This window comes from Solwaraspora sp. WMMB335 (genome assembly GCF_049179075.1).
Classification (GTDB): Bacteria; Actinomycetota; Actinomycetes; order Mycobacteriales; family Micromonosporaceae; genus Micromonospora_E.
The window spans coordinates 6,138,219-6,162,321 of sequence record NZ_JBMHMF010000001.1; the positions used below are offsets into that span (position 1 = coordinate 6,138,219).

16 protein-coding genes are annotated in these 24,103 nt (G+C 71.5%); 4 read left to right on the plus strand and 12 right to left on the minus strand.

Annotation, left to right across the window (positions count from 1 at the left end):
• Positions 1 to 79 precede the first annotated feature (79 nt).
• Positions 80 to 1,768 carry an MDR family MFS transporter gene (locus ACN27F_RS26470; protein WP_421437952.1) on the minus strand — a complete coding sequence of 563 codons (1,689 nt, stop codon included), beginning with the start codon at positions 1,766 to 1,768 and terminating at the stop codon, positions 80 to 82.
• Positions 1,765 to 2,232 (minus strand): MarR family winged helix-turn-helix transcriptional regulator, encoded by a 468-nt coding sequence (locus ACN27F_RS26475; protein WP_421437953.1) that lies wholly within the window; start codon positions 2,230 to 2,232, stop codon positions 1,765 to 1,767. The genes ACN27F_RS26470 and ACN27F_RS26475 overlap by 4 nt, the downstream gene beginning before the upstream one ends.
• A gap of 109 nt (positions 2,233 to 2,341) precedes the next feature.
• Here ACN27F_RS26475 and ACN27F_RS26480 point away from each other — a divergent pair, with 109 nt between their 5' ends.
• On the plus strand, positions 2,342 to 3,007 hold the full coding sequence (locus tag ACN27F_RS26480; protein WP_421437955.1) for a TetR/AcrR family transcriptional regulator: 666 nt from the start codon (positions 2,342 to 2,344) through the stop codon (positions 3,005 to 3,007).
• Here the strand turns inward: ACN27F_RS26480 and ACN27F_RS26485 are convergent.
• Together ACN27F_RS26485 and ACN27F_RS26490 are read right to left on the minus strand one after the other, a co-directional pair.
• A complete protein-coding gene (locus ACN27F_RS26485) occupies positions 2,976 to 4,244 on the minus strand; it encodes an ROK family transcriptional regulator (protein WP_421437956.1) in 1,269 nt (422 codons plus the stop codon). The genes ACN27F_RS26480 and ACN27F_RS26485 overlap by 32 nt on opposite strands.
• 71 nt (positions 4,245 to 4,315) lie before the next feature.
• Complete coding sequence (locus tag ACN27F_RS26490; RefSeq protein WP_421437958.1) at positions 4,316 to 4,486, minus strand: hypothetical protein; 171 nt, start codon at positions 4,484 to 4,486, stop codon at positions 4,316 to 4,318.
• Between the two features lie 209 nt (positions 4,487 to 4,695).
• Between ACN27F_RS26490 and ACN27F_RS26495 the strand changes: the two genes are divergently transcribed.
• A complete protein-coding gene (locus ACN27F_RS26495) occupies positions 4,696 to 5,409 on the plus strand; it encodes an iron transporter (protein ID WP_421437960.1) in 714 nt (237 codons plus the stop codon).
• 27 nt (positions 5,410 to 5,436) lie between these two features.
• On the opposite strand, the gene ACN27F_RS26500 is transcribed toward ACN27F_RS26495, so the two are convergent.
• The 5 genes from ACN27F_RS26500 to ACN27F_RS26520 all read right to left on the minus strand — a co-directional run bounded on the left by ACN27F_RS26500 (position 5,437) and on the right by ACN27F_RS26520 (position 17,563).
• Positions 5,437 to 6,642, minus strand: coding sequence for a PP2C family protein-serine/threonine phosphatase (locus tag ACN27F_RS26500; RefSeq protein ID WP_421437962.1), 1,206 nt, complete (start codon positions 6,640 to 6,642; stop codon positions 5,437 to 5,439).
• Positions 6,643 to 6,747: 105 nt separating this feature from the next.
• Positions 6,748 to 7,047 (minus strand): acyl carrier protein, encoded by a 300-nt coding sequence (locus ACN27F_RS26505; RefSeq protein WP_421437964.1) that lies wholly within the window; start codon positions 7,045 to 7,047, stop codon positions 6,748 to 6,750.
• A 21-nt stretch (positions 7,048 to 7,068) separates the two neighbouring features.
• Positions 7,069 to 10,302 carry a non-ribosomal peptide synthetase gene (locus tag ACN27F_RS26510; protein ID WP_421437966.1) on the minus strand — a complete coding sequence of 1,078 codons (3,234 nt, stop codon included), beginning with the start codon at positions 10,300 to 10,302 and terminating at the stop codon, positions 7,069 to 7,071.
• A gap of 119 nt (positions 10,303 to 10,421) precedes the next feature.
• Positions 10,422 to 11,981, minus strand: a complete 1,560-nt coding sequence (locus tag ACN27F_RS26515; protein WP_421437968.1) for a class I adenylate-forming enzyme family protein — start codon at positions 11,979 to 11,981, stop codon at positions 10,422 to 10,424.
• Complete coding sequence (locus ACN27F_RS26520) at positions 11,978 to 17,563, minus strand: amino acid adenylation domain-containing protein (protein ID WP_421437969.1); 5,586 nt, start codon at positions 17,561 to 17,563, stop codon at positions 11,978 to 11,980. The genes ACN27F_RS26515 and ACN27F_RS26520 overlap by 4 nt, the downstream gene beginning before the upstream one ends.
• 175 nt (positions 17,564 to 17,738) lie before the next feature.
• Here ACN27F_RS26520 and ACN27F_RS26525 point away from each other — a divergent pair, with 175 nt between their 5' ends.
• Positions 17,739 to 19,139 (plus strand): condensation domain-containing protein, encoded by a 1,401-nt coding sequence (locus ACN27F_RS26525; RefSeq protein WP_421437971.1) that lies wholly within the window; start codon positions 17,739 to 17,741, stop codon positions 19,137 to 19,139.
• 176 nt (positions 19,140 to 19,315) lie between these two features.
• Here ACN27F_RS26525 and ACN27F_RS26530 read toward each other — a convergent pair whose 3' ends face one another.
• The 3 genes from ACN27F_RS26530 to ACN27F_RS26540 all read right to left on the minus strand — a co-directional run bounded on the left by ACN27F_RS26530 (position 19,316) and on the right by ACN27F_RS26540 (position 23,673).
• Positions 19,316 to 20,305, minus strand: coding sequence for a hypothetical protein (locus ACN27F_RS26530; protein WP_421437972.1), 990 nt, complete (start codon positions 20,303 to 20,305; stop codon positions 19,316 to 19,318).
• A gap of 365 nt (positions 20,306 to 20,670) precedes the next feature.
• Entirely contained in the window at positions 20,671 to 22,578 is a 1,908-nt protein-coding gene (locus tag ACN27F_RS26535; RefSeq protein ID WP_421437974.1) for a metallophosphoesterase family protein, read from the minus strand.
• Positions 22,579 to 22,689: 111 nt separating this feature from the next.
• Positions 22,690 to 23,673: a LacI family DNA-binding transcriptional regulator gene (locus ACN27F_RS26540; protein WP_421440459.1), complete on the minus strand. Its 984-nt coding sequence runs from the start codon at positions 23,671 to 23,673 to the stop codon at positions 22,690 to 22,692.
• Between the two features lie 31 nt (positions 23,674 to 23,704).
• On the opposite strand from ACN27F_RS26540, the gene ACN27F_RS26545 reads away from it, so the two are divergent.
• The gene (locus ACN27F_RS26545) at positions 23,705 to 23,890 is read left to right on the plus strand and encodes a hypothetical protein (RefSeq protein ID WP_421437975.1); all 186 of its coding nucleotides are present in this window, start codon (positions 23,705 to 23,707) and stop codon (positions 23,888 to 23,890) included.
• Positions 23,891 to 24,103: the final 213 nt, after the last annotated feature.

Below are 24,103 nucleotides of genomic sequence, written 5' to 3' on the forward strand. Positions count from 1 at the left end.
CTGGTGGGAATCCAGCCCGCAGGGGTTCGGCCAGCACCTCGCCGCCCGGGCACGGGACGGCTACCCGACGTGCCTGCGGTCAAACGCCGCTACCGGCGCTTCGCCCGGCCGGACGGGAGACGGGAGTGACCTGGTCGGGCGGGGTGGTCTGGTCAGGCGGGGGAGCACCGTCGATGGCGTCGGCGGCGACCGCGACCGCCTTCGTCGTGCCGGGTAGGTCCAGGCTGGTACGGAGCGTCACCTGCTTGAGGAGCAGAGCAGCCACCACGCCGAGCACGGCGATGCCCGCTGAGAGCAGGAAGATGTGTCCGGTCGCGTCGCCGTACGCGGCGCGCACGATCTGCCGGACCGGCTCGGGTAGCGCGGCCAGGTCGAGGCTGCCGCTGGCCTGGCCGCTGGCGGACGCCGGGTACCCGGCGTCCGCCAGGTCGGTGGTGATCCGTTCGGCGACCCGGCGGGCCAGGATCGCGCCCAGCACCGACACTCCGATGGTGCCGCCGAGTGAGCGGAAGAACGCCACGGCCGAGCTGGCCGCGCCGATGTCCTTGAGCGCGACGGTGTTCTGCACCGCGAGGACCAGGTTCTGCATGGTCATGCCGACACCCACCCCGACCAGCAGCATCGCCGCGCTGACGAACCACAGCGAGGTGGCGTGGTCGACCAGGCCGAGCAGGCCGAACCCGGCGACCAGGACGATCGTCCCGGTGACGAGGTACGGCTTGATCCGGCCCGTCCGGGTGATCAGCCGGCCGGCCACGATCGAGGAGACGAGGACCCCGGCCATCATCGGGATGGTCAGCAGTCCGGCCTCGGTCGGGCTGTAGCCGCGACCGATCTGGAAGTACTGGCCGAGGAAGACGGCACCGCCGAACATGGCCATGCCCACCGCGAGGCTGCCGACGATGGCCAGCGCCGTGGTGCGCTCCCGGATGATGTCGAGCGGGACGATCGGTTCGGCTGTCCTGGCCTCGACCCGGACCGCCAGCGCGAGCAGTGCCAGCCCGCCGCCCACCATCGCGGCGGTCTGCCAGGACAGCCAGGCGAACGAGCCGTCGACGAACGAGACCCAGATCAGCAGCACGCTCACCCCGGCGGCGATCAGGGTCGCACCAAGGTAGTCGATCTTCACGTTGTCCCGGCGGATGACCGGCAGATGCAGAGTGGCCTGCAGGAGCACCAGCGCCAGGGCGGCGATGGGTACGCCGATGAAGAAACACCAGCGCCAACCCAGCCAGGACGTGTCGACGATCAGCCCACCGAGCAGCGGGCCACCCACGGTGGCCACCGCCATGACGCCACCGAGATAGCCGTTGTACCGGCCGCGCTCGCGGGGCGGGATCATCGCCGCGATGGCGACCTGGACGAGGGCCTGCAGCCCGCCGACACCGATGCCCTGCACCGCTCGTGCGCCGATGAGCTGCTCGGCGTTCTGCGCGAATCCGGCCAGCACCGAACCGACCAGGAAGACCACGATTGATATCTGTACGAGTAGCTTCTTGTCGAACAGGTCGGCCAGCTTGCCCCAGATCGGCGTGGTCGCGGTGGCGGCGAGCAGGGTGGCGGTGACCACCCAGGTGTACTGCAGTTGGGAGCCGTGCAGTGCCCCGATGATCTTCGGCAGCGCGGTCGAGACGACGGTGCTGCTGAGCAGTGCGACGAAGAGCACCAGCAGCAGGCCGCTGAGCGCTTCGAGGGTCTGCCGGTGGCCCATCGGGCTGCCGCCGGCAGTTGCCGGCCGGGGGCCGGCTGCCGTGCTGGATGTGCTCATTGCGCGGACTCCAGGGTGTCGTGAGCTGCGAGTGCGGCTTCGATGCCGCGGGTGAACCGACGGAGCCCGGCGTGCAGGGCCGCGATCTCGTCGGGTGTCCAGTCGGTCAGGGCGTCTTCGACTAATCGGGCGTACCAGTCGTTGGCGCTGGTCAGGGCGTCCCGCCCGGCATCGGTCAACCACAGGCAGTTGGCCCGTCTGTCGGTCGGGTCGGTGCGCCGTCGCACCAGGCCGTGCGCGGTGAGCGTGGTGACGGCACGGCTGACGGTGGACGGGTCGAGACCGGTCCGGGTGGCCAGCTCGCGGGCGTGGCTGCCGGCGGAGAGCTGGTCGATCTGCATCAACATGCCGACCAGGCCCAGCGGTACGGACGGCCGGACCTCGACCCGCCGTTGCTTGATCATCCGGACGACCTTGAGCAGGTCGTACAGCCGGTTGCCGAGCTCGCGGGCGGTGCTGTCCACGATTGCCTTCCCGCCGGAGATGGTTGCTACATACAACCATCCGCCAATATTGCCCATTGGGCAAGTTTTCTTGTTGAGAAACGGATCACGGCCCGTACCCTGGACTGCCATGGACGAGGTGGCCGGGCTGCGCGAACGGAAGAAGGCGGCGACCCGCCTCGCGCTGCACGAAGCCGCCCTGCGGCTCGCCGCGCAGCAGGGCGTCGAGCGCCTGACGGTGGACGCTATCGCCGACGCCGCCGGTGTCTCCCGGCGGACCTTCTCCAACTACTTCTCCGGCAAGGAGGAGGCACTGTTCCACGGTGACGCCATGTGGCTGCGCCGGTTGCTCGAACTGATCCGTGACCAGCCCGCACAGGTGCCACCGTGGGTGGTGCTCGGCCACGCGGCCCGGGTCCTCGCCATCGACGCCGACCAGGATCCGGCGAGTGCCTGGCTGACCCGCCGCCGGCAGTTGCGCGCGCACCGGGCACTCCTGCCGCACCAGGTCGCGGCGTACACCGTCATCGAACGCGAACTCGCCGCCGAACTCGCCCACCGGCTGGCCGGTCCCGATGTCGCCCTGCGGTCCCGGGTGCTGGCCGCCACGTTCCTCGCCGCGCTGCGCGTCGCGGTGCAGGACTGGATCGAGCACCCACAGCGTCCGCTCGCCGAGGTGATCGGGTCCGCGCTCGCCGTCGGGCCGTCGCTCGCCGCCGGGCCGTCGCTCGCCGCCGGGCCATCGGTTGGTGCTGGGCCGTCGGTCAGCGCTGGGCCGATGCCGGCGCCGGGTTAGCGGGGGCGGCGGCCCGGCCGAGCGCCGGTAGCGGGTTCGTGGGATCGGCGAGCAGCCCGGAGAATCCCAGATCGGCGGCGCCGGTCAGGGTCGTGTCATCGCCCAGGGCGGCAACCCGCAGTTCGACCCGCTCCCGGGCCACCGGCAGGACGTTGCGGGCGATCCGGGCGCGCACCTGCGTCACCGTACCGGGGAAGAGGTCGCGCAGCATTCCACCGAAGAGCACGACACCCGGATTGAAGAGATTGATGAGGTTGGCTACGCCGATGCCGAGCCAATCACCGATGCGCTCCAGAGCCTCGCTGGCCTGCTGGTCACCGCGTCGGGCGTCGCGCACCACCGCCCGCACGGCGTCGCGGCCGAACAGTTCGGCGGGTCGGCCGGCGGCGTCCAGCAGCGCCCGTTCCCCGACCTCAGCCTCCAGGCAGCCGGCGGAGCCGCACAGGCAGGGCCGACCGTCGTACGGATTCACCACCATGTGCCCGACCTCGGAACCGTACCCGCCGTCGCCGTCGAGCAGCTTGCCGCCGACGATGATCCCGCCGCCGACCCCGACGTCGCCGTGCAGGTAGATGAGGTTACGCAAGCCGATGCCGGCACCACGGTGCAGCTCGGCCAGGGCACCGAGGTGGGCCTCGTTGCCGACCCGCACCGGCAGCCCCAGACCGAGTCGCCGCCCCAGCTCGGCACCGAACGCCTGATCCACCCAGCCCAGGTCGGGGCCGTAGCGAACCAGGCCGTCACCGGGTTGGATCATCCCGCAGTACGAGGCGCCCACCCCGACGCAGGTGGCATCGGGGGGTGCGGTGCGGTGCAGTTGCCGGCCGAACCAGCCGAGCACCTCGACGACCCGTTCGAGGTCGACTCCGGCCCGTGGCCGGACCGCCTCCCGGCGGTCGAGAATCGTCCCACCCAGCCCGACCCGTGCCGCGATCAGCCGATCCACCGCCACGTCGAAACCGAGTACGTACCAGCGTTGTGACTCAGGGCGTACCACCAGTGACGGGCGTCCCGCCCGACCTGTCTCCCGCGGCGCTTCCTCGCGGACCAGACCTGCCGCGACGAGCTCGGCGGTGAGCGCCATGATGGTGCTGCGATTGAGCCCCATCTTCGCTGCGAGCTCCGCCCGGGTGAGTACCCCACCGAGATGCACGTGCCGGAGCAGCGTGCCGGCGGTCTGCCGGCGAGATCCGTCCTGCCCCAACCTGACCTCCGACCCAGTCCGGGCCCCTAGCATCGCCGACCCGGCCGGCGACCGGCAAGCGGCTTGAACGTGGATCGGAGACAGGTGGGCGGCGCGACCGCCGGTCAGCGACTCATGGCCTGCTTCGCGGTCTGCTTGGCCGACCGTGGGTCGGCGCCCTTGCCGATCTTTTTCAACGCTTCGCGCAGCTCGGCGTCGGACATCTTCGAGCTGCCTTCGATGCCGGCCTCGTGCGCCTGCCGACGCAGGTCGTGCAGTTGATCGCGGTTGCCCATCTCGACCTCCAGATCCGGTACCGGCACGCGGTTCGACGTGCCTGATGCCCATCGGCTTCCCGGCGGGTGGCGCGGCTAACGCAGGCCGGTGGGTGACCCGGGTCGCGCCGCCGGCTGACCGATGCTCGCGGGTGGGTCAGGACATAGCGCGGCCGCTGCGGGGTAGACCCCGCTGCGGAGGCAAGCAGAGACCGACCCGGAGGGTCACCATGACGACACCATCCGCGCAACCGCCCATGCGTGCCAGCAACGAGGCCACCGAGGAACAACTCGCCGTCGCCCGGCGGCAGGGTCAGGCGTACACCAATGCCGTGCGCGCCATGGCCGAGGAGGAGGGAGCGGTCAGCCGACGTGCCGGCGACTACCTCGTGGCCTTCGTCAACGAGGAGGCGGAAGGCATGTACGAGCTGTCCGACGGCGAACTGTTCTGGCGGGAGGCGGCCCCGGAGGCCAACGTGCACCTGGAGGTCGCGGTAGCGGATGCCGCCGACGGTCGGTTCGTCCCCGGACTCGACGTTCAGATCGCGGTCAGCCGCGACGGCCGGCCCGTCGTCGCCGCCGGTCTGCCGTTTCTGTGGCATCCGTTCCTGCATCACTACGGCGGCAACGCGGCGGTGCCGGGTCCTGGACCGTACGACGTGACGGTGCGTATCGCGCCACCGGAGTTCATGCGGCACGACCCGGTCAATGGCAGGCGCTACGCCGCCCCGGTCGAGGTGCGCTTCGACCAGGTCACCTTCGCCAACGGGCGCAAGACCAGCCCGGACGCGCGACCCCGGGGCACCGACGCCCCGACGATCGACGCCGACGGCGCGGGCCGGGGGGACTGGACGGACCGGGCTGCCACGGCACGCACCTCCGACGACCCCCGTGCCCGTACCCCGCACGACGCTGCCGGAGTGCCGTCGACCGGCCCGTGGTGATGCCGACCGGTGGCCGGAGCGGCGGAATCAGCGGCGGCGCAGCGCCAGCATGGCGATGTCGTCGACCAGTGGGCAACCGTCCACCAGGGCGCCCATCGCCTCGGCGCAGGCCGCCTCGGCGCTGGTTGCGACCATTGCCTCGCACAACAACCGTAGGCCGCTGTCGATACTCGGCCCGCGCCGCTCGACCAGCCCGTCGGTGAAGAAGAACAGCAGCGCACCGGGTTCGACGGCAAAACTGTGCACCCGGCGTGCCCGGTGGATGAGGGTGCCGAGCGGAAGATCCGCCGGTGCGGGCACGCAGTGCGCGGCACGTCCGGCGGTGACCAGCACCGGTGGCGGGTGACCGGCCGTCGACAGCGACACGACGGCCCGGGCGGGGTCGATCGTCGCGTAGCACACCGTCGCCATCATGCCCGGCTCGAAGTGCTGCATCTTGCGGTCCAGCCGGGCGAGCACGTCCGCCGGGTCGGTGGTTTCCAGGGCGTACGCGCGTAAGGCGCTGCGCAGCCGACCCATCACGGTCGCCGCGTGCAGCCCGCGTCCGGTGACGTCGCCGATCGCCACCCCGACCCATCCGCCGGGCAACGGCAGTACGTCGTACCAGTCGCCGCCCACCCCGGCGTCGTGGCCCGCGACGTAGCGGGCGGCGAACTCCAGCCCGGCGACCGCCGGTAACTCGGTGGGCAGCAGGTCGTACTGCAGGGCCAGGGTGGTGCTGCGGTCGATCTGGCGTTCACGGGCCTGATCGGCCAGCGCGATCCGATCCGCCAGCAACCGCAGCATCTGCTCGTCTTCGCCGGGGTGCTCGCGCTGACTGCGCGTCGCCACGTGCAGCACCCCGGCGACCGACCCGCCGATCGTCACCGGTACCGCGTGCAGGCAGCGGATGCCCTGGCCCTGCAACGCGGGATTGGCCAGCATGGCGTCGTCGGGATCGGTCAGTGCGACGGTGTCCCCGGTCGCCAGCACAGTGCCGGCATAGCCCCGATTCAGCGCGAGGCGGGCCGGCGGTTCGTGGCCCGCCTCGATGCCCCAGGCCGCGACGGTGACCAGTTGCTGGGAGTGCGCGTCGAGCAGGTACACGGCGGCGGAGTCGACGTTGAGCAGCTCGCCGGTGCGCGCCAGCGATTCGACCAGCAACGCATCGAAGCTCAGCCGGGACAACGCAGGATCGGTGATCGCCTCGATGCGTTTGAGGCGCTCGTCCGCGTTCCCACCCTCGACCGACACGAACGCAGCCTAGTCGAGCGGCTAGCCTGCCCGGCAATGACACACGACGATGCGATTTGCCGGGTAGATACTATTGTCGATGTTCGGTGGGTGGCGGCTGACCGGTCACCCAGTCGTGACGGCCGGAGTCGACGTCGGCTCGTCCCGGGCACTGGTGATCGCGGCCACCAGATCGTCGAGGGTGTCCATCCGCCGCCCGGGACCGTCGAAGTCCAGCTCGACGCCGAACTCCGCCTCCACCGCGTCGACCAGGCGGAGCAGGCCCAGCGAGTCGACTCCCATCGCGATCAGTGAACCGCCGCCGACCAGCTGATCGACCGGCACCTCGTCGCCGGTCGCCTGGCCGACCAGCTCCACCACCCGCTGGCGTAACGTCGTCGCGTCCATCGAATCCTCCGCGTCCATCGAATCCTCCGTTGTGCGATTTCATTGTGCGGGAGCCGCAGGTCGGCCCCGGGCGTCGGCCTGACGGACCAGTTCGGCGATCTCGGCGATCGTCGGGGTGTCGAAGAACGCGTCCAACGGCACGTCGACCCCGAGCCGACGGTGGATCCGGCTGCTGATCCGGGTGATCGTCAGGGAGTGTCCACCCAGGTCGAACAGGTCCTCGTGGATGCCGATCTCGGGGATCTGCAGCACGTCCTGCCAGATGGTGCGGATCTCGTCGACGATCGGATCGGTCGTGCCCGCCGGGTGTGCACTGTCGGCCGGATGTGCACTGTCCGCCGGGTGTGCACCGTCCGCCGACGGTGCCGGCAGCGCTGCCCGGTCCAGCTTCCCGTTCGGACCCGTCGGCAGGCGGTCCAGCAGTACCCAGTCGGTGGGCACCATCACGGTAGGAAGGGTCCGGGTCAGGTGCCGGCGTAGCTCGGCAACGGTCGGCGCGGTACCGCGAGGCACCAGGTAGGCGACGAGTCGCGGCTGTGCCCCACCCGCACCGTCGTCGACGGCATCCGTACCGTCGTCGAGAGTGCCCGTGTCGTCGCCGGCATCGCCGCCGCGTAGCCCTACGGCGGCCTGGGCGACCGCCGGGTGCGCCAACAGGCAACTGGTGATCTCCCCCAGCTCCACCCGGTGACCGCGGATCTTCACCTGGTCGTCGGTCCGCCCGAGGAACTCCAACCGGCCGTCGGGCAGCCAGCGGCACAGGTCGCCGGTGCGGTAGAGACGACCGAACGGATCGGTGACGAACCGCTGCGCGGTCAGCTCGGGACGGTTCAGGTAGCCACCGGCCACGCCGCGCCCGCCCAGATACAGCTCGCCCGGCACCCCGATCGGTACCGGCCGCCGTCGTTCGTCCAGCAGGTACGCGGTGGTGTTCGGCACCGGCCGGCCGATGGTGACCTCGTCGGGCTCCGGCGGGATCTCCGCCATCGTCGCGTAGATCGTCGCCTCGGTCGGGCCGTACCCGTTGACCAGGCGGGCCACCCGCGAGCGCAGTTGGCGGGCCAGCGGGACCGGCAGGGCCTCGCCGCCGGTCACCGCCACCACCGGGTCGTCGAGCCCGGCTTCCAGCAGCACCCCCCAGCCGGACGGGGTCGCCTGCACGTGCGTCACGCCGGCCTCGCGGACCAACCGGAGCACCCCCGCGCCGTCGAGCGCGCTGACGCCGGCCGCCACCACCACCTGCGCGCCAGTGACCAGCGGCAGGTAGATCTCGACTCCCGAGATGTCGAACGACAGCGATGTCAGGTTGAGCCAGCGGTGCGCTGGTCCGCTGCCGAACTGGTCCCGCATCGCCAGCAGGAGGTTGGCCAGCGCGCCGTGCGTAACGCTCACCCCCTTGGGCCGCCCGGTCGAACCCGAGGTGTAGAGCACGTACGCCGGCTCGTCCGGGCCGGGCAGGTCTGCCGTCCCCGGCTGCCCGGCGTGGGGTCCGTCGGGTCCGTCCGGCCCGCCGGGATCGCCGGGACCAGGGCCGGCCAGGTCGATCTGGTCCAGGGCGAGCACGGGCAGCCCGGCGGGCAGGGCGCTCGCCGTACCGGAGGTGGTCAGCACCAGCGCCGGCGCGGCGTCGTCGAGAATCATCGCCTGCCGGGCCGGTGGATGGCCGGGGTCGACGGGTACGTACGCCGCCCGGCTGCGCAGCACCGCGAGCAGCGCGGCAACCGCCTGCCAGGACCGGTCCAGCACCACCGCGACCAGCGATCCCGCCCCGACGCCGTGGCCGCGTAGCAGCCCGGCCAGCCGGGCGCTGGCCGCGTCGAGGTCGGCGTAGTGGAGTCGGCGCTCGCCGTCGACCACGGCGACGGCGTCCGGTGCCTGCCGTACGGCTGCCGCGAACATCTGTGGCACGGTCGCCTCGGCCGGGTAGTCGCGCCCGGTCGCGTTCCAGCGACGGCAGACCAACTCGTGCTCGGCGGTGGGCAGTACCGGCAAAGCACCGACCGGCTGTTGCGGGTCGGCGGCCACGGCGGTCAGCAGCGTCCGCAGGTGTTCACCGATGCGGGCGACGGCGTCGGCGGGGATCGCGGTCGGGCTGTGCTGCAGGCTGAGCTGCATGCTCTCCTGCCCACCGTCCGGCCCGGGGGCGTCGACGACCTGGATGTGCAGCGCGTTGCGGGCCGCGCCGTTGAACAACGCCCAGTCGACGGTGGCGGCCACCCCGTCGAAGGTGGGTTCCGACGCCCGACGGCGGTAGCCGATCGACACCGGGGTGAGCGCCGGCGCCGGCCGCAGTCCGGCGACCAGATGCGCCAGCGGGACGGCCCGGAACCAGTTCAACGTCCGTACCTGATCGCGGACGGCGTGCGCGTGCTCGCTGAAGTCTCCGTCCCCGGGTGTGGGGCCGGTCACCGGCAGTTCGTTGACGAACAATCCGATCTCGCCGCCGGTGTCGGCGGTACGGGTCGACAGCCCGACCCCGACCGGCACACCTCGGTTGCCGTACCGGGAAAGCAGCGCGTGCACTGCGGCCAGCAGCAACTCGAACCGGGTCAGGCCGAGTTTGCGCCGGGCCTGGTCGAGTCCGGCGACGAGGTCCGGCGCCAGGACCAGCGGCACGGCGTTGCCGGGTTCGGCACCGGTCGGCAGCCGGGTGAGGCCGGGCAGCACGACGCCGCCCGGGCCGGACCAGTGCGTGGCCCAGTGTTCGCGGGCGGCCGGTGACTCGGCCGTGACCCGGTCGCGCTCGGTGGCAGCGCGTCCGGCGTACCCGCCGGCGGGTGCCGGCGGCAGGTCGACCGGGCGGCCGGTGCGGGCGGCGCCGTACGCCGCTGCCAGGTCGCGGACCAGGATGTCCTTGGAAGCACCGTCGAAGACCAGGTGATGAGCGGTGACCAGCAGCAGATGCCGGCCGTCGGCGGCGGTGATCAGGCAGAACCTGGCCAGTGGCCCGGTGCGCAGGTCGTAGCGGCGGGCGATTTCCGCCGCGATCAGTTCGTCGGTGTCCACACCACTGGCCGGCCGGGCCAGTCGCCGCAGGGTAGGGCGCTCGGCGGCCGGGGCGAGTCGCGGGACGCCGTCGCCGTCGTCGTCGACGCGGGCCCCGAGGATCGGATGCCGGTCGATGACCGCGGCGCACGCCGCTGCCAGCGCGGCCTGGTCCAGGTCGGCGTCGTACCACACACCGACTGCCATGTGGTACGCCGTGCCGGCGACGGCGGCCTGTTCGGTGAACCAGACGGCATGCTGTGCGTACGTCGCTTCGGCGGTGCCCACGGGAGCCTCCTGTTGGTGCGGTTGTCGTGGTGCGGTCGTCGTCCATGACGGAGAATGCGAAGCGGATCGGCACGTCCCGCCCGGCGGGCTCGGCCCAAACACGTTCAGCCCGGACATGTTCAGCCCGGCGGGTCGAACAGCGGGGTCAGCTCCCGCTTGAGCACCTTGCCGGCCTCGTTGCGGGGCAGCGCCTCGGCGAGCAGTACCCGGGCCGGCAGTTGGTAGTCGGCGAGCCGGTCGGCCAGGAACGCGCGTATCGCAGGCAGCGCGAGTTCCTGTGGGGGGTGCCCGGCGCGCGGTACCAGCACCGCCGCGACCGCGGAGCCGAGCACCGCGTGCGGTACGGCCACCACCGCTGCCTCGGCGACTGCGGAATGCTCGTGCAGCGCGGCTTCCACCTCCAGCGAGGAAATCTTGAAAGCGCCAGATTTGATCATGTCCTGTTGCCGGTCGGCGAGGTACAGGTACCCGTCGGCGTCGAGCCGGCCGAGGTCACCCATGCGGACCCAGCCCTGGCGGAACGTTGCCCCGGTGGCCGTGTCGTCGCGGTAGTACGAGCGCGGATGCGCACAGCGCAGCCAGACCTCTCCGACCTCACCCGGTGGCAGCGGCCGCTGCTGCCCGTCGGCGATCATCAGCTGTCCGTCGACCGCCCGACCGATGGCCGCGCGGCGCATCGGATCGAAAATCATCATGGTCTGGGCGGGTGCGGCCTCGGTGGACGAGTAGTAGTTGACGATCGTCGCGGCGGGAAACGCCGCCGCCAGCCGGGTGGCCACCGCTGGTGGTAGCGCGGCAGCGGTCGACCCGATCAGCGCGACACCGGAGGTGTCCCGTCCCCGCAGCGCCCCGGAGTCGAGCAGTTCGATCGCCATCGACGGGACCAGGAAGACGGTGCCGGTGCCGGGTGCGGCGACCAGCCGGGCGAACCGCGCCGGGGTGAACAGCGGCAGGGTCAGTGCGGCCGGTTTCGCGGTCAATGCGTTGAGCAGCATCGTCTGGCCGGCGTTGGTGCCGATCGGGAACGCGTGCAGGAAGCGCTGCGAATGCGCCAGGGCCAGCCGGCGCGGATGGCTGGGTGCCCCGGCGGCCAGGTTGGCGTGGCTGGCGCCGACGCCCTTGGGCTGTCCCGTGGTGCCCGAGGTGTAGAGGATCTGGGCCAGATCGTCGGGGCGTACCGGTTCGGCGGGTGGCTCGGCGGGCGGCTCGGCGGTGGGATCGTCGACCAGATCGGTGACCGCCCGCAGCGCGATACCGGTGGGAACAGCCGGCGGCGGTCCCACCGGTCCGGCCAGCGGTCCGTGCAGCACCAGCCGGGCGGCGCAGTGCCGCAGCGCGTACTCCAGCTGGGCCGGGGCCAGCCGGTCGGACAGCGGTACCGCGACCGCCCCGGCACCCAACACGCCGCAGTACGCCACCGCGTAGCCGGTCCACTCCCGCGCCGCGAACACCAGCCCGACCCGGTCACCGCGCGCCACGCCGGCCAGCCGCAGCGCCGCCGCCACCGCTCGGGCCCCGGCCCGCCACCTGGCGAAGGTGAGCTGGTCCACCCCGTGAACCTCGACGGCGACCTGGTCGGGGTGCTGGGTGGCTCGCCAGTCGAGCAACCCGGGTACGGTCCGGGCGACCGGTGGGGCGGGGGCGGGCCGGCGGCGCGGCACGCCGGTGGGCGCGGTCACCGGTCACCGCCGTGCGACGCGCCGCCGCCGACCACCCGGTCGGCCACCGCCCGAGCCTGCCGGGTCTCGATGCCGATCAGGTCGTCCGGCGGGGCGTCCGGCACCTCGTCGTCGAACCGGGACAGTATCCGGGTACGCAGCGACACGATCGCGGTCACCGCGATGCACAGCCCGAAGACGACGTACAGCAGGGCGATGCCCCGGCCCGGACCGACCCCGATCACTCGCCCGACCGACCCGGCCAACGCGCCGTCGGGCAGCAGCAGCGGCTCCATCAGACTGGTGGCCAGCGGCGCGATCACCCCCCACCCCAGCGGCATCGTCGACCAGGCGACCATCTGGTTGAGCGCGAACACCCGGCCGTGGAACCGGGTCGGCACCTTGATCTGGATGATCGTGTTGTAGATCCCGTTGACCAGGCCGAGCGAGCAGTACATACCGAACGCGCCGGCTCCGATCACCAGCAGACTGGGACGGAGGCCGGTCACCGCGCAGGCGATCGCGATGCCGAGGGTGCCGATCAGCACCGCCCGCATCCGGCGCCGACGGGGGCCGCCCCACACGAGCATCACCAGGCCACCCACGGCCGCGCCCACCCCGCCGGTGAGCGCGATCTGCGCGACCTCGGCCAGGTCGGCGAAGCCGAGCACCAGCGGGGAGAGCAGGAACAGCACCGGGAACAGGAACAGGTTGAGCGCGGCGAAGAAGGCGAGCATGCCGCGGAACTCCCGTCGGCGCAGCGAGTAGCGCAGCCCGCCGAGGATCTCCTGCCCGATGCTCTCCCGGCGTTGCAGGGCCAGGGTGCGGGGGAAACGGATGCTGATCAGGGCCGTGATGGCGAACACGTACGCCACCACGTCGATGATCATGATGCCCCGCAGCCCGACCGCCTCCAGCAGGGCGACCGCGATCAACGGGACCATGAACTGGGACAGACCGACGGCGGTCTGGGTCAGGCCGTTGGCGTGGCCGAGGTAGCGCTTCGGTACCAACTGCGGCACCGCCGACACGAACGACAGCCGCTGGAAGGCCAGCACTATCGACAACCAGCCGACCAGCAGGTAGAAGTGCCACACCTCGGCCCGGTCGGCGATCAGCAGCCCGGCCATCATCGCCTTGGCTCCACCCGCCGCGACGCTGGCCAGCAGCAGGACGCGCCGCCGGCTGGTCCGGTCGATCACCGCACCGGCAAGGGGCGCGACGAGTAGCCCGGGTAGGAGGCTGACCAGGGAGAACAGGGCGAACCGGGCCAGCGAGCCGGTCTCCAGATAGATCCACAACGGCACCGCGAAGTTCGTCAGCGCGGTGCCGGTGGTGGTGATGATCTGCCCGGCGGCGACCAGACCGAACCGGCGCAGGCTCGGCTGCGGTCCGCTCGGCTGCGGTCCGGCCGGCTGCGGCAGGGTGTCGCCGACGGCAGGTGTCGCCACCTGGCTGCGGTCGGAGATGGCTTGCAGCCGCCACGCCGGGTCGTCGGTGACCCTGCCACCGGTCCCTGCTCCGCGGTGACCGTCGTGGCTGTCGATCCCGGTCGCCGTGGTGAGTCGCCGATGACCACTGGTGACGATTTCGGCGAGTTCCTCGGCCCGGTACTTGAGGAAGTAGTGGCCGGCCTCGTCGATGACCGCCAGGGCGGTGCGGTCGGTCAGGAAGTGCCATTCCTGGAAACGTTCCTCGTGAAAATCGGTGCCCCGGTCCCGTTCACCGACCACGCAGATCACCGGTGCGCGCAGCGGGGTCACCCGCTGGCGCAGTAACGAGGTGAAGTAGTCCTCGCTGACCCGTGCGTCGTGGCGCATCGCCCGGATCAGGAAGGCGACCTCGTCGGGGTCCAGCGACCCGATCGAGGTGCCCTGCGCCTGCAGCCAGGTGCGGTAGATCCGGTCGCTGCGGATCCGTTCGACCAGCCGCAGCCGCAGCAGCGGGCCGAAGATCCCGCCGGTCGGGCGGCCGAATGGGAAGACCGCGCCCAGATAGACCGCTTCCAGCCCGCGTCCGGCCGCCTCGAGACGGCGGGCCACCTCGACCGCGAGGGCACCGCCCGGACCACAGTGGCCGTACAGGATCAGCGGACCGTCGACCCGTTGCCGGAGCTGTGCGACGACGCCCGCGGCGACCTCCTCGATCGGCGCGGGCTCGTCGGCCAGCCCGATGTCATGACCGGGTACCGCGACCGACAGCAGCCGGTACCCGGTCGGCAGCGCGTCGGCCAAGGGCTGATACACCACGGCGTTGCCGCCGCCGTACGGCACGCAGACCAGGGTGGCCGACGGCACCGTGCCGGCCGGCAATGCCCGGGTCAGCTCGTGCAACAGGCCACCGTCCGGTGCCGCGCCAGCGGTCAGCAGCGCGGCCAGTTCGCGTACAGTGCGGTGCCGGAACAGATCCATCACGCTGACCGCCGGGCGCGGCGCACGGGTGCCGGTGCCGCCGGTGCCGACACCGGCGACCGTCGGCAGTTCGCGGCGAAGCCTGGCCACCACCTGCGTGGCCAGCAGCGAGTGACCGCCCAGGTCGAAGAAGTCGTCGGTGGCGCCGACCCGGGCCACCGCGAGCACGGCCTGCCAGATCCCGGCGATCAGCGTCTCCACCGGACCGGCCGGCGCGACATACTCGGCGGTCGGCTGCTCATCGCCCGGCTCCGGCAGCGCCCGCCGGTCGATTTTGCCGTGCTCCTGCAGCGGCAGTCGGTCCAACCAGCAGTAGCGGCTCGGGATCAGCTGCTCCGGCAACCGTTCGGCGAGAGCCTGGCGCAGTCGCGACGGGTCCGGGTCTGCTCCGGCACCGGCCCGTTGCCGGCCGGCACGTTCCAGGTACGCCACCAACCGTCCGTCGCGCAGGATCACCGCGGCCTGGGACACCGCCGCCAGGTCACCCAGTGCCGCTTCCACCTCACCCAGCTCGACCCGGTACCCACGGATCTTGACCTGGTGGTCGGTCCGGCCGAGAAAGATCAGTTCACCGTCGGCGCGCCAGGTGGCGAGATCGCCGGTGCGGTACAGCCGGGAACCCGCCGGGGCGAACGGATCCGGCACGAACCGCTGCCCGGTCAGCCCCGGCCGGTTCAGGTAGCCTGCGGCGAGCCGGTCACCGCCGAGGTACACCTCGCCGGGTACGCCGACCGGCACCGGGCGCATCCGCGAGTCGAGCACGTGCACCCGGGCGTACGGCAGCGGGCGGCCGATCGGCACGCTGCCCGGCCCGTCGTCGTCGGCGGACACCTGGTACGTGGTGACGCCGACGGTCGCCTCGGTCGGCCCGTAGTGGTTGAACACCGCGACCCCGTGCCGGGCCAGCGACGCGGCCCAGGCCAGCTCGGCCGCCTCGCCGCCGAGGATCAGCGCCCGCCGGGGCAGCAGTCGCTCGGTGTCCACCTCGGCGGTGAGTGCCCGCAGGTGCGAGGGGGTCATCTTGAGATAGTCGATGTGCCGCTCACGCAGGGCGTCGGCGAGTTCGTCACCGGTGCACCGCCGTGGCACCAGGTGCACGCTGCCGCCGGTGGCCAGCGCCAGGTAGAACACCGTGACGCTGAAGTCGAACGACAGCGACTGCAGCAGCGCGTACCGGCCGGCCGGCACGACGGCCAGTCGCTGGGCGACCCCGTCGAGGTAGTTCAGCACCTGACGGTGGGCGACCGCGACACCCTTGGGCGTGCCGGTCGAACCCGAGGTGTAGATGACGTACGCCAGGTCGTCACCGGTCGCGTCGGCCGGCGGGCGGTGCGCCGGCCCGGCGGCGACCTCGGCCGAGATCTGGTCCAGGCAGGTCGCGCCGGACAACCGGGCCTGTGTCCGGATCGTGCTGGTGGTCAGCACCAGCACCGGTTCGGCGTCGGTGAGCATCAGCGTCAGCCGGGCCGGCGGCTGCTCCGGATCCAGCGGCAGATAGGCACCACCGGCGCGCAGCACGCCCAGCAGGGCGACGGCCAACTCGACCGACTGGTCCAGACAGACGCCGACCAGTTTGCCCGGCCCGACACCGCGCCCACGCAGGTAGTGGGCGATCTGGTTGGCCCGCCGGTCCAGCTCCCGGTAGGTGATCCGGTCCGCGCCGCAGAGCACGGCCGGAGCCTGCGGGGTACCAGTGGCGTGCCGGTCGATCAGCTCGTCGAGAGTGGCGACCCCGCCGGTCGCCGGTCGCGCCCCGACGGCCGGTGGGATCGCTCCGGTCGCGAAATCGAGCAGTTGCCGTCGCTGGTCGTCGTCGAGCAGCGGCAGATCCACCACCGGCAGGTCCGGCTCGGCGACGGCTGCGCGTAGCAAAGACCGGTAGTGGCCGGCGAGCCGTCGGACCGTCGCCGCGTCGAACAGGTCGGTGTTGTAGACCATCATCGCCCGCAACCCGTCGCCGGTCTCGCTGACGTACAGCGACAGGTCGAACCGCGCGGCGGCGGCGTCGCTGCCCATCGGCTCGCTGGTGAGCCCGGCCGGCCAGCTGGAGCCGGCCCGGGCGTAGTTCTGCAGCGTGAACAGCACCTGGAACACCGGGGCGCGGCTCACGTCACGGGTCACGTTCAGTTCCTTGACCAGGCGTTCGAACGGCACCTCCTGGTGGCTCAACGCCTGGACCACCCGGCTGCGGGTACGGCGCAGCAACTCACCGAAGCTGGGCTCGGTGCCGTCCGGAGCGGACAGATCGGTCCGGATGACGACCGTGTTGACGAAGAGGCCGATCAACTGCTCCAGCTCCGGTACGACCCGGCCGGCGACCGGTGAGCCGATGGCGAAGTCGCGTTGCCCGCCATAGCGGAACAGCACCGCCTGCCAGCCGGCCAGTAGCGTCATGTAGAGGGTCGCGCGGTGGGCCCGGCCCAGCTGCCGGATCCCGCCGGTCAGTTCGGCGTCGAACGCGAACCGGTGCACGTCGCCGGCGTACGACTGCACGGTTGGGCGAGGGCGGTCGGTCGGCAGCTCCAGCGGCGGCACACCGGCGAGCGCCCGTGTCCAGTAACCAAGCTCGCGCCCCGCCGCCGGACCGTCGCTGCGCTCGCGCTGCCAGGCCGCGTAGTCGGCGTAGTCGATGCCGGGCGCGGCCGGCACGGCCCGCCCGTCGGTGAGCGCGCCGTAGAGCGTGGCCACCTCGGCCAGCAGCAGGTTGAGCGACCAACCGTCGCTGACAATGTGGTGCATCCCGACGTGCAGCACCTGTTCGGCCTCGCCGAGGCGCACGACCAGCACCCGTAACAGCGGTGCGGCGGTCAGCTCGAACGGGGTACCGACGAGCTCGTCGACCAGCTGCCGGGCGTGCCGCTCGTCGACCGCGTCGAGCACCGTGAACGGCACCGTGACCTGTGGCGATACCTCCACCTGCGGTTCGCCCTCGGCGTTCTCGGTGAACCGCATGCGCAGACTGTCGTGCCGCGCCGCGGCGGCGTCCACCGCGGCGCGCAGCAGGCCGGTGTCGATCCGGCCGCGCAGCCGTACGGTGCTGTGCACGATGTACCCGGCGGTGCCCGGCGTCAACTGTTCGGTGAACCAGATCCGTTCCTGGCCGAACGATAAGGTCGGACTTTCCCCTATTCGGCGCTGGATCACTTGTGATTGAATCGGGACATCCTGCGCTGGTACGTCGAGATTCGTCACCCGGACTGCCTTCAATCTCCTATCGATGAACCATCAGGGTGCCGTCCGTCGTCGCGGTAGCGGAATCAACTGTTGGTGTACCGGGAGGCGTACGAACGATCGATTCAATGCAACTCACCGCATCGTATGGTCGGGAATGCGATTCGCTGACGCCGTAGTGCCCGTCGAGTGGGCCATGGACGAGCTCGTCCACGCGGAGTTCCGCGGCGGCCGGACCGAGACCGCGCCGATGACCTGGTCCCAACAGGTGATGTGGCGGGCCGCCCGGCTGTCCAGGAACCAGCATCTGTTTCTCAATCTGCGTCGGGTGCTCACGGTGCCCCGGCGGGCACCGGCCGACGTACCCAGCGTGACGCAGGCGATCGCCGCGTTGGTCAGCCGGCACGGCGCGCTGCGCACCCGGGTCCGTGAGGTGGCCGGGCAGCTGCGCCAGGAGACGGCCGCCGCCGGCGAGCTGCCGATCGTGCTGGCCCATGCCGACGCCGACGACAGCGGCGACGACGACGGCGGTGCGGGCGCGGCCGAACTGGCCCGCCGGCTCGGCGACGTGGCGTTCGACCACGGTCGCGAGTGGCCGGTACGGTTCGGCACCGTCGTCGTCGACGGGCGGGTGCGCCGGGTGGTGCTGGTGTTCAGCCATTCGACGGTGGACGCGTACGCGGCCGACGTGGTCCTGCGGGATCTGCGCGTCGCCCTGCTGCGCGGCGGCCTGTCCGGGCCGACGGTGCTGCAGTCGGTGGACGTGGCCCGGCGCCAACACGGCCCGGACCGGCCACGCTCCGAGCGGGCGATCAGCTACTGGACCAACCGGTACCGGCAGTTGCCGGCTACCGAGCTGGCGCCGCTCGGACCGGGTGACGAACCACGACTGCGTCGTGGGGTGCTGATCTCCTCGGCGGTCGCCACCGCGGCCCGGACGATCGCCACCCGTCACCGGGTCAGCGTGTCCACCGTCCTGCTCGCCGCGACGACCGCGGTCGCCGCCGGTGCCGCCGGGCGCGATATATGCGGCCTGTTCACCATGTCACACAACCGGTTCCGTCCGGAATACGCCAATGCGATCGCAAATCTTGGACAGGTCGGATTCTGCGTGGTGGACATCTCCGACAGGCCGAGTTTCTCGGCGTTGTTACCACGGGTCTATCGGGCGGCGCTAGACGGCTATTCGCATGCCTACTACGACACGGCCGAGATGCGTCGCAGGTTCACCGAACTCGGGTACGACTACGCCACCGCCTTCCTGCCGTACTACTATTTCAACGACGTACGGTTGCCGGTGGGCAATGCGCTCGACGACGTCGCCGAAGCGGGGCCGCGGCAGTTACGGGCGGCCGCCGAGCGCAGTTCGTTCTCCTGGACCGACGGTCTCGACCGCGCCTCGTGGCACCTGCTCACCCACGTGGTCGACGAGCCGGGCGCGTTCGGGCTGACCCTCAGTGCCGACAGCCGGTACCGCTCGCCGGACTCGGTCGAACCGCACCTACGGAGTCTGGAGGCACTGCTGGTCGAGGCGACCCAGCGTGATGTGCCCTGGCCATGGACGCCGCAGCTCGTTGGCGCGAGCGGCGGGGCCTGACCGGCGAGGCACCCGCGTCGGACGCCGGTGTCCACCACACCGGTGTCCACCACGCCGGCGGCGGACCATGGACGTGCGGGCGCGAGACCGCCCTGCCCGTGCACCCTGGATCCGCCGCCGGTCGGGTCCCGTCTGGCGGTGCCGCCGTCAGTTGCGGCGGGACCGACTGACCCCGGTCAGGACCACGGAGCCGTCGGGTACCAGGGGAGAATGTCGCGGCGGGCGAGCAACCGGACGTCCCAGTAGAGGAACATGAAAGCGCCGGCCACGATCAACGCCACTGCGGTGATCACCGTGATCCGCCGGGGGTCTGCCGCGAGCCAGCGCTGCAGCCGGCTACCGGTGAAGTAGGTGAGCGCGAGCAGCAGAACCGCCATCACCACGATGTTGCCGACCGATTGCAGCACGAACGCCGCGGCGCCGTAGAGCGGGTTGCCGCTCTCCGCCGCGTCGCGGAACAGCTGCCGGAACAGCGCGAACGGCCGCCCGATCAGGAAGCCGCCGACCAGCGCGCCCATCAGCACCATCGGAGCGTTCGGGAACCGGCCGGCGATCCGGGCGAACGGGTCCGGCACCATGCCCAGCGCCGCCAGGCCGAGGTAGACCATGATCAGCCCGATCACGCCGAACACCACCATCGACTGGATCGAGCGTGGCGAAAGCCCACCCGGGGTGTTCGCCGCCGTGGAGAACTGCGGCATGCTGGTCCCGACGAGGCCGACCACGGCGCCGTACCCGGCCGAGACGCCGATCATGCCGGCGGCCAGCCAGCCGAGCGGGCGCAGCGTCTGGCGCAGCCGGGTCAGCCGGCTGCCGCCGCTGCCCAGCATCGGTGCCATGGTGCCGAAGACCGCCACGTTGCAGGCGGTGAAGGTGCCGGCCAGGCCGGAGACGAAGGCGAACACGATGCCGGCGGCCACGCCCGCGATGGCAGTCTCCTTCGCGTCGTGACCGAGCATGGTGTTGGCGACGCTGTCGCCGATGGTCCGGTCGACGAACTCGGCGGACCAGACGATGGTCAGCAGGAATCCGCCGAGCACGGCGAGCAGGGCGACCAAGCTGCGGCGGCGGGGGAAGTGCCCGTTGACGAACATCGAGGTGGCGGGCGTGGCCGGGGTGACGGTGCCGGCTCGGGGCGGTGCCGGCGTGGTGTGGAGTTCGGGCATGGGATCTCCTCAGGTACACGAACGGGGTGACCACTTAGGGTGATCGCGTGTGTACTCAGAATCGACTGCTCTTCCCGATTGCCCTACTTCCACTGTGCGCAATTCTTAGCCGGGTCGGCGGTGCGGCCCCGGCCCCGCACCTGTTGTTGTGCAGGGGCGGGGCCGGTCGCGGTAGGCGTGGTCCGCCTACCCTTTCGGAGGCGACGTCCTCAGGCGACCGTTACGGTCACCGTCACCGGGATGGCCGGCGTCTTCGGACTGTCACTGAGCACCAGGAGAGTAGCGGTGCCCGCCGGGTGCCAGACCGGAGGTGTCGATGGCGAGGCGCACCACACCCTTGGCCCCGGCAGGGCCACGCCGGATGGTCAGCCGAGCGGCATCTCGTCGAACAGGACCACCTCGGAGTCCGGTTCCCGGGTGTCGAAGCGGTAGGAGCGCACCACTCCCGCACCGGAGTCGAGCACCGAGAACACGGTGATGTCGTTGCTCGACACGTACGGCAGCGGCTGGCCGGCCGCGTCGACCAGCGGGGCGATCGTCGGCACGATCGGCGCCAGCCCGCCCGGGTCGCCCTGGCGGACGTGATCCGGATCTTCCGGCAGGTTACGCACAGCTCCGGAGCTGACGTCGTACGCCCCGTACGAGTTGCCCACGTTGGACGTTTCCAGCCAGTTGACGCCCCGGTCGTTGCGGAACCGGTTCCACAGGTGGGAGTGCCCGTTGTGTACCAGGTGCACGCCGCTGTCGGAGAACAGCGGCTCCAGGTCCCGCAGGATGTAGTCGTCGGCGAGCGGGTAGTCGTAGGTCACCGCGGTGACCGCCCCGGCGGAGTCGCGGTGGATGGTCTGCACCGGATCGGTGAACGGGGGCGCCGAGTTGTCCCCGAGGCCGTGCCCGGGGTGGTGGTACATCACCACGCGGTAGCGGGCCCGCCGGGCCGCGTTGCTGGTGAGCTCCTGCTCCAGCCACTCGTACTGCTTGGAGCCGCGCTTGATCGGCTCGAAGATGTGCTGGCCGTAGCCCCAGTTCTCCGGCTTGTCCAGGTCCGCCGGTGCCTCCTGGAACTTGCCCCGGGTGCCGGCGGCCGGCGAGCGCCAGATCTGGGTGACGAACAGCGAGATCAGGTGCACGTCGCCGATGCTGCGTGACCACCAGCGGGGGCCGCCCTGGCCGCTGCGGGGGTAGGGGAACATCTCCTCGTACGTGGTCACGTCCCAGGAACGCTCGGCGAGCCAGGCACCTCGGTCCTCGCCGGCCGGCCGGGTGGCCCGCCACAACTGCTCGGCGACCTCCCGCGGCTGCGGATCGTTGAACTGGTTGTTCAGCGAAACGGTGTCGGACCAGCGGCCCATCACCTCGTGGTTGCCGATCGCCGGAAACACCGGGGCGTGCTGCAGCAGCGGCGCGCCCCGGTAGGTCCGCCCGTACAGTTCCTTGCTCGCCCGCCCGGTCAGGCCGGCGAAGAACGCCAGTCCGGTGCCGCTGTCGAACCACTCGCTGGCCCGGTCCGGCACGTTGACCAGGTCGCCGGCGATGAGCACCCCGTCCAGTTGCACGCCGACGGTCTCGGCCACCTTCTCCAGGTTCGCCGGGGTCATGTTCTTGAGCTGGTGGTCGCTGGTGAGCAGTAACTTGACCGACTTCTTCCGGGGCGCGGCCGGTGCCAGGCTGTAGGTGGGGGTCACGGTGGCCCGGCCCCGGCGGTCGACGGAGACGACCCGGTACGCCGTCCGCCCGGACTCCAGCCCGGTGACGTCGGCGAGGTGCCGGTAGACGTGCCGTTCGGTGACCTCGCTGTAACTGCGCCCAGGCACCGACGACGCGGCGTCCTCGCGGGTGCGGGTCAGTCGGGTGCTCTCGGCGGTGAACCGCCGCCATCCCGGTCCGACGTGCCGCTCACCGGTGGCCGCCGCGATCAGGTCGAGTTCGTTCAGCCCGGCGACGGCGGGGCCGACCAGCACCACCTGCTGACGGCCTTCCCCTTCGGTGTGCCAGACGACGTAGACCGCCCCGGAGCGCGGGTCCAGCAGGTAGGGCTCGCAGAGCAGCGGCTGGCCGCCCGGGCGGGCGGGTCCGTCCTCGTCACCGGCCGCGGCCGCCGCCGGCGTCGCGGTCACGGTCAGGCCGGCGGTCACCGCCGCGCCGCCGGCGACCGCGCCGCCGAGGACGGCGCGTCGGCTCACCGCCGGGGTGGTCCGGCTCACCGCCGGGCCGTGCTGGCCCGAGGAGAAAGAGTCAGCTGGGTTGCTGTCGTAGTCCATGCTGTTGGTCATGGCCGGAGCCAAGCAGCGCTGCGCCACGCCCCGGCGAACGCGACGTGAACGCCGGCCGAGGTGGAAAAGACAGCAACCGCGTTGTCCCAGATGGCGGTAGGCGGCGACCGGTCAGGGCGGCGGAGCGACGCTGTCGCGTACCACCAGAGTCGGCTCGATCGTGTACCGCTCACCGCTGCGGGCGCCCGACTCGATCTGCCGCAGCAGCAGGTCCAGGCTGGCCCGGGCGACGGCGTCGAAGTCGGGTCGCACGGTGGTCAGCGGCGGGATGAAGTACGCCGCCTCGGGAACGTCGTCGAAGCCGGCGATGCTCACCTCGCCCGGCACCCGCCGGCCGCGTTCGTGCAGAGCCCGCAGGATACCCAGAGCGAGGTGATCGTTCGCGGCGAAGATCGCGGTCACATCGCGCATCCGGGCCAGCATCTGACCCGCCCGGTAGCCGGAGGCGGCACTCCAGTCGGCGGACACCACCGGCGGTACCTCGGCTCCGGCCTCCCGTAGTTCGGCCTCCCAGCCGCTGATCCGTCCGGCGCTGTCGAACCAGTCGGCCGGCCCGGACACGTGCCACACCGTCTCGTGCCCGGCGTCGAGCAGGCACCGGGTGGCGGCCCTGGCCCCGACCGCCTGGTCGACGGTGACCAGCGCGGTGTTGCGCTGCGGATCGCCGTCGATGGTGACCAGGGGCACCCCGGTGGGCACCTGCTCCACCGCCTCACCGGCGGAGACCACCGGTGCGATGACGACCAGGCCGGCCACCCGCTGGTCGAGGTGACGGTCCACCACCTCGGCGATCGACTGCCGGTCGAGGCTGCGTACGCTGCCGACGTTGACGGCGAAGCCGGCCGCTCCGGCGGCCTGTTCGAACGCGGCCAGCAGCGAGGCGGGGCCGTACAAAGTCGAGTTCTGCGCCACCACGCCGATCACCTGGGAGCGTCCGGTGACGAGTGCCCGGGCGGCCCGGTTGGGCCGGTAGCCGAGCTCGGCGATGGCCGCCCGAACCCGCAGTCTGGTCTGTTCGCGGACGTTGGGGTGGCCGTTGAGTACCCGCGACACCGTCTGATGGCTCACTCCGGCGAGTCGGGCCACATCCGTCATCGCCGGTTCCCGGACGCTTCTGCTGCTCACCGTGGCCTACCTCGTGTCCGGCCGGGTCGTGCCGGCACCGTCGATCACCGCCGAAAGACCCGGCGGCGGCCGGGCCTGTGCGGGCGGTGCCGTGCCGGGCGGCCGGGATGACGCGACGCGGATCCTGTTCGTCGCGATCCTGCTGCCGCACGGCCACCGATTCGAGCCCCGCCACCAGCGAGGTTAGCGGTCAACTGGCGCACCGCGCCATCACGCTGCGTCGGCGTGGTGTAGGTCCCACCCTGTCGCGGCGATGCGGGCTGCGGCTGCCGACCGCACGGTCCGATCGATCCGGAGTCCGCTGTCACGCGATCCTGGTGCTGTTGAGTGATATCTATGTTATCGCTCATTACGATGATCCTCGGGCGCCACACCGCAGCGGGGCTGTTCCGCCGCAACG